Genomic DNA, 11,443 nt, shown 5'->3' with positions numbered 1-11,443 from the left:
GTCAAGTTCTCGATGGACCTGCGCAACAGCACCGACGCCCTGGTCGACCAGATGGACGCCGACATCCGCGCCTACGCGGCCCAGGTGGCGGCCGAGACCGGGCTGAAGATCGAGGTCGAGCTGGTCTCGCACTACCCGGCCCAGCCCTTCCACGCCGACTGCGTCAACGCGGTGCAGCGCGCCGCCGAACGCCTGGGCTACAGCCACATGCCCGCCGTCTCGGGCGCCGGCCACGACGCGGTCTACATGGCCAAGCTGGCCCCCACCGGGATGATCTTCATCCCCTGCAAGGACGGCATCAGCCACAACGAGATCGAAGACGCCAAGCCCGAGCACATCACCGCCGGCTGCAACGTGCTGCTGCAGGCCATGCTGGAGCGGGCGGGCTAAGCTGGGGCGACTTGACGGCTGGCGGTCTGCCGCAACACCTCCATGAACGCCAGCGTCGCCGGTGTGGGCGTCTCGCCCAGGCGGGTCAGCATGCCGTAGTCGGGCATGCGGTCGGGCAGGTCGACGGGGATGCGGGCCAGAAGGCCCTTGTCGATGTAGCGTCTGACCAGGGCCGTGGGCTGCAGCGACAGCATGTCGGTGGTCTGCATCATCTCCAGCGCGAACAGGAAAGAGGGCGTCTCCACCACCCCTGAGGTCAGCGCCAGGCCGTTGCGGCCGAAGATGTCGTCCGACACCTTGCGCACCGCGGTGGAGGCGGGGTAGAGGATCCAGGGCCAGTGCGACAGCTCGGCCATGTCCAGCTCGCGTGCGCCCCGCAGTGGGTGGTGCAGGCCGCCCACCACCTGCAGCGGTTCGTCCGAGAGGCGCTCGTAGTGGAACTGGCTGCGCTGGGATTCGTCGGTGAAGCGGCCGATCATCAGGTCGATCTTGCGCTCGGCCAGCCACACCACCAGCTGGTCGCTGCTTTGTTCGAGCACTTTCAGCACCAGCAGGGGGCGCAGGCGCTGGATCTCGGCCACCGAGGCGATCAGCACGTGGGCCGCCGAGCCGGTGATGGCGCCGATCGACAGGTGCCCATGGCCGCCTTGCTTGAGGGCATTGAACTCGTCCACAAATTTGCGGTGCCCGGCCAGCGCGCTGGCGGCATAGCGCAGCGTGAACAGGCCCAGTTCGTTGGGCCGCATGCCACGCGACAGGCGCTCGAACAGGCGGGCCTCCAGGATCTCCTCGATGTCCATCAGGATCTTGGTGGCCGCGGGCTGGGTGATGTGCATCTGCTCGGCCGTCAGGCGCAGGTTGCGGGTCTGGCCCAGGATGTCCAGAAACTGCAGATGGCGAAAGCGCAGGCGGGCACAGGCCTGGGCCAAAGACAGGGGTTTACCCGAAATCGGGTCTGGACTCATCAGCATTTGGAATGGATGCTAGCAAAAAAGTCAGTGGACCCCAGGGGACGGGAAACCTAATCTCTCGCCTGCAACGGGAGGATCCATCAGAGATTCCCCGCGGCCGGTGGCCCCGCCCACCGTGGTTCAGACATTCCAAATTCGGAGACATCCATGCAATTCAAAGCCCTGGCCCTGGCGGCCACGATCCTGGCCGCCTTGGCCGCCCCGGTGTCGGCCCAGATCAAGGACCATGTGTTCAAGGTCGGCATCGGCCTCAACGAAGACCATCCCCAGGCCCTGGCCGTGAAGTACTTTGCCGAGCAGTTGTCGGCCAAGAGCGGCGGCAAGCTGGTGGCCAAGCTCTATGCCAGCGGCTCGCTGGGCAACGATGTCAGCATGACCTCGGCCCTGCGCGGCGGCACACTCGAGATGACGGTGCCCGACACCTCCACCCTGATGTCGCTGATCAAGCCCTTTGGCGTACTGAACCTGCCCCTGACCTTCAACAACGAGCAAGAGGCCGATGCCGTGCTGGACGGCCCCTTCGGCCAGAAGCTGCTCGCCAAACTGCCCGAAAAAGGCCTAGTGGGCCTGGGCTACTGGGAGAACGGCTTTCGCCACGTGACCAATTCGCGTCGCCCCATCACCAAGGCCGATGACCTGGTGGGCCTGAAGCTGCGCGTGATCCAGAGCCCGCTGTTCCTGGACACCTTCAGCGCGCTGGGTGCCAACGCCACCCCCATGCCCTTCACCGAGCTGTATTCGGCCATGGAGCAGGCCGCGGTGGATGGCCAGGAGAACCCCTCGGCCACCATCCTGTCGAGCAAGTTCTACGAGGTGCAGAAGCACATGGTGTTGTCGCGCCACATGTACAGCACCTGGGCCTTGCTGATGTCCAAGAAGACCTGGGACGGCCTGTCGGCCCAAGAACAGAAGATCGTGCAGGACGCCGCCCGCGAAGCCACGCTCTACGAGCGCAAGACCATCCGCGCCTTCGGCGACAAGGCCCTGGGCGAGCTCAAGAAGGTGGGCATGCAGGTGACCGAGCTGCCGCCGGCCGAGCAGGCCAAGATGCGCGCCAAGCTGCAGCCCGTGCTGGCCAAGTACGCCAAGGAGTTCGGTGAAGACACCACCGGTGAACTCAACGCCGAGCTGGCCAAGGTGCGCGGCACCGCCAAGTGATCCACCCCGCGGGGGCGCTGGTGGTGGGCCCAAGGCCCGCTGCGGCGCCCGCCGTTGCATCTTCCACGTCAGGGACACCCCATGGACAAGAAAGCCAAGCGCCCCTTCCGCTCGCGTGAGTGGTTTGCCGACCCCGAGCGCTCGGACATGACCGCGCTCTACCTCGAGCGCTTCATGAACTACGGGCTCACGCCCGAAGAGCTGCGCTCGGGCCGGCCCATCATCGGCATCGCCCAGACCGGCAGCGACCTGTCGCCCTGCAATCGCATCCACCTGGATCTGGCCAAGCGGGTACGCGACGGCATCCGCGATGCCGGGGGCATCCCGATGGAGTTCCCGGTGCACCCCATCTTCGAGAACTGCCGCCGCCCCACTGCCGCACTCGACCGCAACCTGGCCTACCTGGGCCTGGTCGAGACCCTGTATGGCTACCCCATCGATGCCGTGGTGTTGACCACCGGCTGCGACAAGACCACCCCGGCCGGCATCATGGCCGCCTCCACCGTGGACATCCCGGCCATCGTGCTCTCGGGCGGCCCCATGCTGGACGGCTGGCACGATGGCGAGCTGGTGGGCTCGGGCACCGTGATCTGGCGCAGCCGTCGCCAACTGGCTGCCGGCGAGATCGACGAGGAAGAGTTTCTGCAGCGCGCCTGCAGCAGCGCCCCCTCGGCCGGCCATTGCAACACCATGGGCACGGCCTCCACCATGAACGCCGTGGCCGAGGCCCTGGGCCTGTCGCTGCCAGGCTGCGCCGCCATCCCGGCGCCCTACCGCGAGCGTGGCCAGATGGCGTACGAGACCGGGCGCCGCATCGTCGAGATGGCCTATGAAGACCTGCGACCCTCGCAGTTGCTCACCCGCGAGAGCTTTCTCAACGCCTTGTCGGTGGTCAGCGTGGCCGGCGGCTCCAGCAACGCGCAGGTGCACATCATGGCCATGGCCCGGCACGCGGGCGTGGCGCTGCGGGCCCAGGATTGGACCGAACACGCCTACGACCTGCCCCTGCTGCTCAACATGCAGCCGGCCGGCCAATTCCTGGGCGAGCGCTTCTTCCGCGCCGGGGGCGTGCCGGCCCTGATGTGGGAGCTGCAGCAGGCCGGTCGCCTGCAGGGCGACTGCCGCACCGTTACCGGCCGCACGGTGGCCGAGAACCTGCAGGGCCGCGAGACACGCGACCGCGAGGTGATCTTCCCCTTCGCCCAGCCCCTGATGCAAAAGGCCGGCTTTCTGGTGTTGTCAGGCAATCTGTTTGACTTCGGCATCCTCAAGACCTCGGTGATCTCCGAGGCCTTCCGCCAGCGCTACCTGAACCAGCCCGGCCAGGAGGGCATTTTCGAGGCCCGTGCCGTGGTGTTCGAAGGGGCTGACGATTACCACGCCCGCATCAACGACCCGGCACTCGGCATCGACGAGGGCTGCATCCTGGTGATGCGCGGTGCCGGCCCCATCGGCTGGCCCGGTTCGGCCGAGGTGGTCAACATGCAGCCGCCCGATGCGTTGATCCGGCGCGGCATCAACACCTTGCCCACGCTGGGTGACGGGCGCCAATCGGGCACGGCCGACAGCCCGTCCATCCTCAACGTCTCGCCCGAGAGCGCCGTGGGCGGCGGCCTGAGCTGGCTGCAAAACGGTGACGTGCTGCGCATCGACCTCAACACCGGCCGCTGTGACGCCCTGGTCACCCCTGAAGAGATCGAACGCCGCCGGCGCGAACTGCCGGCCCCGCCCGTGCCGCGCAGCCAGTCGCCCTGGGAGGCGCTGTACCGCGAGAAGACCGGCCAACTGGTGGACGGGGCCACGCTCGACTTTGCGCTCGATTACCGACGCATCTCCGAACACACCCCGCGCCACAACCACTGAAGCCTTCAAGGACCTGACCATGAGTTCCACGACAACGACCGCCCAAGCAGCGGCGGCCGGTGCGGCAACGCACGCCCAAATCCTGCCTGACGACGGCCTGGCCGGCACCCTGGTGGGCCGCATCTGGTGGCCTGGCGCCCAACTTGGTCACCTCAGCGGCCCGGCCGTGGTGGTCCTGCGCCCCGAGGGCGTGTTCGACCTGAGCGAGCACTTTCCCACCATGAGCACCCTGCTGGAGTCGCCCGACCCGGCCCAGGCCGTGCACGGTTGCGTGGGCCAGCGTGTGTGCAGCGTGGCCGAGTTGCTGGACAACAGCCAACTGGCCCCGCGCGACAGCACCCGCCCCTGGCTGCTGGCCCCCTGCGATCTGCAGGTGGTCAAGGCGGCCGGCGTGACCTTTGCCGCCAGCCTGATCGAACGCGTGATCGAAGAGCAGGCCCGTGGCGATGCCAGCCGCGCCCAGGGCCTGCGCAGCCAGGTGGTGGGCCTGATCGGTGAGAGCCTGGCCGACATCCGCCCGGGTTCGGAGCAGGCCATGGCCCTCAAGGCCTTGCTGCAGGAGAAAGGCCTGTGGTCGCAGTACCTGGAGGTGGGCATCGGCCCCGATGCCGAGGTGTTCACCAAGGCCCCGGTGCTGGCCTCGGTGGGCACGGGCGAAGACATCGGCATCCGCGCCGACTCGGCCTGGAACAACCCCGAGCCCGAGGTGGTGCTGGCCGTCAACAGCCGCGGCGACATCGTGGGCGCCACCCTGGGCAACGACGTCAACCTGCGCGACATCGAGGGCCGCAGCGCGCTGCTGCTGGGCAAGGCCAAGGACAACAACGCCTCGTGCGCCATCGGCCCATTCATCCGCCTGTTCGATGCCGGCTTCGGCCTGGACCAGGTGCGCCGCGAGACCGTGAACCTGCGTGTGACCGGGCCCGAGGGCTTTGAGCTGCGCGGCATCAACACCATGGCCAGCATCAGCCGCGACCCGGCCGATCTGGTGGCCCAGACCCTGGCCGCCCACCAGTACCCCGACGGCTTCATGCTGTTCCTGGGCACCTTGTTCGCCCCCATCGAGGACCGCGACCAGCCCGGTGGCGGCTTCACCCACAGGCTGGGCGATGTGGTCACCATCCAGAGCACCTGGCTGGGGGCCTTGCACAACCGGGTCGCGCACAGCGAAACCGCCGCCCCCTGGCGCTTCGGCCTGCGCGCCTTCATGGCCAACCTGGCCGGGCGCGGGCTGCTGCAGGGCAGGGCGCTGTGAAGTCGGCGCTGTGAGCCGGGCCTGACGAGACGATGGATCCCTGAAAAACACACCCAGGTGGCCCCACGCCACCCACGGAGACAACAACATGCTCAATACCCTCATCGACCGGTACTGCCGGTTCATCAACCTGCTCATCGCGCTGGCCCTGGCCGTCATGGTGGTGCTGGTGTTCGGCAACGTGGTGCTGCGCTACGCCTTCAACTCGGGCATTGCCGTCAGCGAAGAGCTGTCGCGCTGGCTTTTTGTCTGGATCACCTTCCTGGGCGCCGTCAGCGCGATCAAGGAGAACGCCCACCTGGGCACCGACATGCTGGTGTCGCGCCTGCCGGTGGCGGGCAAGAAGGTGTGCATGGTGCTGGGCCAGGTGCTGATGCTCTACATCACCTGGCTGTTCTTTCAGGGCAGCTGGCAGCAGACCGTGATCAATTGGGACGTTGAAGCCCCCGTCACCGGCGCCTCGACCGCCATCTTCTATGCCTCGGGCGTGGTGTTCTCGGTGTGTGCGGCCGGGCTCATCGTGCTGCAGCTGCTGCGCGTGCTGACCGGCCAGCTCAGCGAGGCCGAGCTGGTGATGATCAAGGAGTCCGAGGAGCAGGGCGAGCTCGAAGCCCTGCAGGCCGAACTGGCGCGCGAGAACGCGGCCGGCCACGGAGCCAGTCATTCCCCTTTGGGTGACAAGCCGCTGCCCCACTCGGGCCGCTGAGCCGTCGCGCCGCGACCAAGACCAAGAACCACACCGGAGACAAGAACATGACCGTATTGATATTCCTCGGCGGCCTGGTGGGCGCCATGGCGCTGGGCATCCCGATCGCCTACGCCCTGCTGGCCAGCGGCGTCGGCCTGATGTGGCAGCTGGACCTGTTCGATGCCCAGATCCTGGCGCAGAACTTCATCAATGGCGCCGACAGCTTTCCGCTGCTGGCCGTGCCCTTCTTCATGCTGGCAGGCGAGATCATGAACGTGGGCGGCCTGTCGCAGCGCATCGTCAACTTTGCCCTGGCCCTGGTAGGCCATGTGAAGGGCGGGCTGGGCTATGTGGTGATCCTGGCGGCCTGCCTGCTGTCCTCGCTGTCGGGCTCGGCCGTGGCCGACGCGGCCGCCCTGACGGCGCTGCTGCTGCCCATGATGGTCAAGGCCGGGCACAAGAAAGAGGTGTCGGGCGGGCTGATCGCCGCCTCGGGGGTGATCGGGCCCATCATCCCGCCCAGCATCGGCTTCGTGATCTTCGGGGTCGCGGCCAATGTGTCGATCAGCAAGCTGTTCATCGCTGGCATCTTCCCCGGCATCATGATCGGTGCCGGCCTGGCCCTCACCTGGTGGTGGGTGGGCCGCAAGGAGCAACTGGCCCTGCCAGAAAAGAAATCCAGGGCTGAGATCTGGCGCGCCGCCCGCGAGTCCGTCTGGGCGCTGACGCTGCCGGTGTTCATCCTGGTGGGCTTGCGCATGGGCGTTTTCACGCCCACCGAGGCGGCGGTGGTGGCCGCGGTGTACTCGCTGTTCGTGGCCGGCGTGATCTACCGCGAGCTGCCCCTGTCGGCCCTGCTGCCCATCTTCACCACGGCCGCCAAGACCACCGCGGTGGTGATGTTCCTGGTGGCGGCGGCCATGGTGTCGTCGTGGCTGATCACGGTGGCCAACCTGCCCACCCAGATGGTCGAGCTGCTCAAGCCCTTCATGGGCAACCAGACCCTGCTGCTGGTGGCCATCATGGTGCTGGTGATGCTGGTGGGCACGGCCATGGACATGACCCCCACCATCCTGATCATGACCCCGGTGCTGATGCCCGTGATCAAGGCCGCCGGCATCGACCCGATCTACTTCGGCGTGCTGTTCATCATCAACAACTCAATCGGCCTGATCACCCCGCCCGTGGGCACCATCCTGAACGTGGTGGCCGGGGTGGGGCGCATGAAGATGGACGAGGTGACCCGCGGCGTCTGGCCCTTCATGGTGGCCGAGTTCGCAGTGATGTTCGTCATGGTGGCCTTCCCGCAGACCGTGCTCGCGCCGCTGCGCTGGTTCACGGCCTGAGGCCCGCCCCACGCGATGGAGACGAGCATGCATGCTTCAACGCTTTCACCGGCCCTGCTGGCCGCGCTGCAGGCTGAACTGGGCCCGCAGGCGGTGCTGGTCGGTGCCGATGCACCACAGCGCAACCACAATGACTACAGCGGCCTGCAGCCCAGCCGCCCCCTGGCTGTGCTGCGCCCGGCTGACACCGCCGGCGTGGCAGCCGCCCTGCGGCTGTGCCGCCAGCACGGCGTGGCCGTGGTGCCACAGGGCGGCCTGACCGGCCTGTGCGGTGGCGCCCGTGCCACCGGTGCGCAGATCGCGCTGTCGCTGGAGCGCCTGGTCGGCATCGAGGAAATCGACCCGGCCTCGGCCACCCTCACGGTGCGGGCCGGTACGCCGCTGGAGGCGGTGCAGCAGGCGGCCGCCGAGGCCGGCTTCTTCTGCCCGCTCGATCTGGGCGCCCGAGGCTCGTGCAGCATCGGCGGCAACCTGGCCACCAATGCCGGTGGCAACCGCGTGATCCGCTATGGCATGGCGCGCGAGATGGTGCTGGGCCTGGAGGTGGTGCTGGCCGATGGCACCGTGGTCACCAGCCTCAACAAGATGATCAAGAACAACGCGGGCTTCGATCTCAAGCACCTGTTCATCGGCAGCGAAGGCACGCTGGGCATCATCACCCGGGTGGTGCTGCGCCTGTACCCCAAGCCGGCCTCCACCCAGGTGGCCATGTGTGCGGTGCGCGACTACGCGGGCGTGCTCACCCTGCTGAACTCGGCCCGCCAGAGCCTGGGGCCCTTGCTGTCGGCCTTCGAGGTGATGTGGCCCGAGTACTGGCAGTTCGCCACCACCCGGGTGGCCGGGGTGCGCAACCCATTCCAGGGGGACGACAGCCCGCAGGGTGCCTATGTGCTGGTCGAGGCCCTGGGCACCGACGAGGCCCACGACGCGCCGCGCTTCGAGGCCTGGCTGGCCGGCCTGATGGAGTCCGGCGTGCTGAGCAATGCCGCCCTGGCCCAGTCGCTGGCCGATGTGAAGGCCTTCTGGGCCGTGCGCGACGCCACCGTCGAGCTGCACCCGCAACTGCCGCACCACCTGGCCTTTGACGTGGGCCTGCCCGTGGCCCGCATGGACGACTACGTGAACCGCTGCCGCCAGGCCCTGCAGGCGCGCATCCCCAATGCCTGCACGCTGCTCTACGGCCATGTGGGCGACGGCAATCTGCACATCATCGTGCACCAGGCGGGCGTGGCCGAGCAGCCCAAGAGCCTGGTCGACGGCATCGTCTACGGGCTGGTGCGCGAGTACGGCGGCACCGTGTCGGCCGAGCACGGCATCGGCACGCTCAAGCGCGCCTGGCTGGGCCATGCGCGCAGCCCGGCCGAGATTGCGCTGATGCAGTGCCTCAAGCAGGCCCTGGACCCGGCCGGTCTGCTCAACCCCGGCAAGGTGATCTGAAGCCCAGCCGACCCCACCCCTTCAACCTGAGGACCTCTTTCACATGACCCAACGACTTGCAGGCAAGACTGCCTTCCTGACCGCCGCCGGCCAGGGCATCGGACGGGCCACCGCCGTGGCCTTTGCCGCCGAGGGTGCGCGCGTGATCGCCACCGACATCAACGTCGAGGCCCTGGCCTCGCTGCAGCAGCAGATCGGCTGCACCACCCGTGTGCTGGACGTGACCCGAAGCGAGGCCGTGCAGGCCGCCGCAGCCGAGATCGGCCCGGTGGACGTGCTGTTCAACGGCGCGGGCTTTGTGCACGCCGGCACCCTGCTCGACTGCACCGACGAGGAGTGGGACTTTGCCTTCGACCTCAACGTGCGCTCGCAGTGGCGCACCATCCGCGCCTTCCTGCCCGGCATGCTGGCAAAGGGTCGTGGTTCCATCATCAATGTGTCCTCGGTGGCCGGCAGCATCAAGGGCGCACCGCGCCGCTTTGTCTATGGCACCACCAAGGCCGCCGTGGTCGGCCTGACCAAATCGGTGGCTGCCGATTTTGTGGGGCAGGGCATCCGCTGCAACGCCATCTGCCCCGGCACCGTGATGTCGCCCTCACTGCAGGAGCGCATCCAGGCCCAGGCCCAGGCCAGCGGCCAGAGTCTGGCCCAGGTCGAGGCCGGCTTTGTCGAGCGCCAGCCCATGGGCCGCCTGGGCCGGGCCGAAGAGATCGCCGCCCTGGCGGTGTACCTGGCGAGCGACGAATCGTCCTTCACCACCGGCACCGCCCAGGTCATCGACGGCGGCTGGTCGAACTGAGTCTTTCCCTTCTTCTACACCCGGAATCTTCATCCATGAAACTGCTCCGCCACGGCCCCAAGGGCCAAGAGAAGCCCGCCCTGCTGCATAGCGATGGCACCCTGCGCGACCTCAGCGCCGTGCTGACCGACATCGGCCCGGCCACCCTGTCGCCCGCCGGCCTGGCCGCCCTGGCCGGCCTGGACGCCAGCACCCTGCCCATCGTGCCCCAGGGCCGCCTGGCCGTGCCCTGGACCGGCATGGGCAAGTTCATCGCCATCGGCCTGAATTACGCCGACCATGCGGCCGAGGCCAACATGCCCATCCCCAAGGAGCCCATCGTCTTCACCAAGACCGTGAACAGCGCCGTGGGCTGCAACCACCCCGTGGTGCTGCCCCAGGGCTCGGTCAAGAGCGACTGGGAGGTGGAGCTGGGTGTGGTGATCGGCAGCCGTGCCCGCTACGTGAGCGAGGCCGAGGCCCTGAAGCACGTGGCCGGCTACTGCACCATCAACGACATCTCCGAGCGCGAATACCAGCTGGAGCGCGGCGGCACCTGGGACAAGGGCAAGGGCTGCGACACCTTCGGCCCCATCGGCCCCTGGCTGGTCAGTGCCGACGAGGTGGGCGACCCGCAGAACCTGGCCCTGTGGCTCGATGTGAACGGCCAGCGCCAGCAGACCGGCAACACCCGCACCATGATCTTCACCGTGGCCCAATTGGTCAGCTACCTGAGCCGCTTCATGACCCTGGAGCCCGGCGACCTGATCACCACCGGCACCCCGCCCGGCGTGGGCATGGGCAAGAAGCCGGCCGCGCAGTTCCTGCGCCCCGGCGACGTGATGACGCTGGGCATCGAGAAACTGGGCACCCAGCAACAGACCGTGTTTGCCTGGGACCCGGCGCTGATTGACGGGTGAGGGGCGGGGGCAGGCCGCTGCCCTCCGACCAAGGCCCTTGTCGGCCAGATAAGGCTTGCGCCTGGATTCAGGGGGCAGATTAAGGTCGGGCAATGCACACGCTCCCTTCGCCTTACTCCCCCGGTTTTGTCGAAATACTGGATGAAACTACCCGTTTTGGGCACACTTTTCGGCTGGGTTCCCCATGAAAGTGCTCAAGCGACGTGATTTCGCGCGTTGGCAATGGCGTGAGCATTTTGGAGGTATGTTGTGAGCAGCAAGCTGATTGAATCCCTGCGAAAGGATCTGGGGGTGTTGTGCGATGCCGGCCTTGTCGACAAGGTGACGATGCGACGCTTCGATGCGATCAGGCCCATGCCGATCCAGCCGTTTCAGCCGGCGGACATTCGAAAACTGCGCATGCAGCTGAATTTCAGTCAATCGGTGTTCGCTTTGCACCTGCACACCACGGCCTCCACGGTGCGCAAATGGGAGCAGGGGGACACCCAGCCCAGTGGCCCAGCGTTGAAACTTCTCAACATCATTGCCGACAAAGGTCTGCAAGCGATTCTTTGAGCCCATCGCGGGTCTGTTCACGCGATGCGCCCGTGTGAGGCGGTAGCCAACTCCGTTCATGGTCAAATAGAGACCGATAGGC

11 protein-coding genes are annotated in these 11,443 nt (G+C 67.3%); 10 read left to right on the top strand and 1 reads right to left on the bottom strand.

Annotation, left to right across the window (positions count from 1 at the left end):
• The coding region (locus tag L880_RS0120980) for a M20/M25/M40 family metallo-hydrolase (protein WP_027477294.1) at nt 1-390 on the top strand (390 nt) is incomplete at its 5' end.
• Here L880_RS0120980 and L880_RS0120975 read toward each other — a convergent pair.
• The gene (locus L880_RS0120975; RefSeq protein ID WP_425389205.1) at nt 387-1,355 is read right to left on the bottom strand and encodes a LysR family transcriptional regulator; all 969 of its coding nucleotides are present in this window, start codon (nt 1,353-1,355) and stop codon (nt 387-389) included. The two genes, L880_RS0120980 and L880_RS0120975, sit on opposite strands and share 4 nt — an antisense overlap.
• Before the next feature lie 153 nt (nt 1,356-1,508).
• On the opposite strand from L880_RS0120975, the gene L880_RS0120970 reads away from it, so the two are divergent.
• The 9 genes from L880_RS0120970 to L880_RS0120930 all read left to right on the top strand — a co-directional run bounded on the left by L880_RS0120970 (nt 1,509) and on the right by L880_RS0120930 (nt 11,361).
• Nucleotides 1,509-2,519 (top strand): TRAP transporter substrate-binding protein, encoded by a 1,011-nt coding sequence (locus L880_RS0120970; protein ID WP_027477348.1) that lies wholly within the window; start codon nt 1,509-1,511, stop codon nt 2,517-2,519.
• A gap of 81 nt (nt 2,520-2,600) precedes the next feature.
• Nucleotides 2,601-4,382, top strand: a complete 1,782-nt coding sequence (locus L880_RS0120965; protein WP_027477347.1) for an IlvD/Edd family dehydratase — start codon at nt 2,601-2,603, stop codon at nt 4,380-4,382.
• A gap of 19 nt (nt 4,383-4,401) precedes the next feature.
• Nucleotides 4,402-5,637: a fumarylacetoacetate hydrolase family protein gene (locus L880_RS0120960; protein ID WP_027477346.1), complete on the top strand. Its 1,236-nt coding sequence runs from the start codon at nt 4,402-4,404 to the stop codon at nt 5,635-5,637.
• A gap of 88 nt (nt 5,638-5,725) precedes the next feature.
• Nucleotides 5,726-6,343: a TRAP transporter small permease gene (locus L880_RS0120955; protein ID WP_027477345.1), complete on the top strand. Its 618-nt coding sequence runs from the start codon at nt 5,726-5,728 to the stop codon at nt 6,341-6,343.
• Nucleotides 6,344-6,390: 47 nt separating this feature from the next.
• Entirely contained in the window at nt 6,391-7,671 is a 1,281-nt protein-coding gene (locus L880_RS0120950; RefSeq protein WP_027477344.1) for a TRAP transporter large permease subunit, read from the top strand.
• Nucleotides 7,672-7,698: 27 nt separating this feature from the next.
• Nucleotides 7,699-9,108 (top strand): FAD-binding oxidoreductase, encoded by a 1,410-nt coding sequence (locus tag L880_RS0120945; RefSeq protein WP_027477343.1) that lies wholly within the window; start codon nt 7,699-7,701, stop codon nt 9,106-9,108.
• A gap of 43 nt (nt 9,109-9,151) precedes the next feature.
• A complete protein-coding gene (locus tag L880_RS0120940; RefSeq protein ID WP_027477342.1) occupies nt 9,152-9,907 on the top strand; it encodes an SDR family oxidoreductase in 756 nt (251 codons plus the stop codon).
• Between the two features lie 35 nt (nt 9,908-9,942).
• Nucleotides 9,943-10,806 (top strand): fumarylacetoacetate hydrolase family protein, encoded by an 864-nt coding sequence (locus L880_RS0120935; protein WP_027477341.1) that lies wholly within the window; start codon nt 9,943-9,945, stop codon nt 10,804-10,806.
• A gap of 249 nt (nt 10,807-11,055) precedes the next feature.
• The gene (locus L880_RS0120930; RefSeq protein WP_027477340.1) at nt 11,056-11,361 is read left to right on the top strand and encodes a helix-turn-helix domain-containing protein; all 306 of its coding nucleotides are present in this window, start codon (nt 11,056-11,058) and stop codon (nt 11,359-11,361) included.
• Nucleotides 11,362-11,443 lie beyond the last annotated feature (82 nt).

This window comes from Curvibacter gracilis ATCC BAA-807, from assembly GCF_000518645.1.
GTDB classification, from domain to species: domain Bacteria; phylum Pseudomonadota; class Gammaproteobacteria; order Burkholderiales; family Burkholderiaceae_C; genus Curvibacter; species Curvibacter gracilis.
This window is presented reverse-complemented; position numbering and strand designations above follow the sequence as displayed.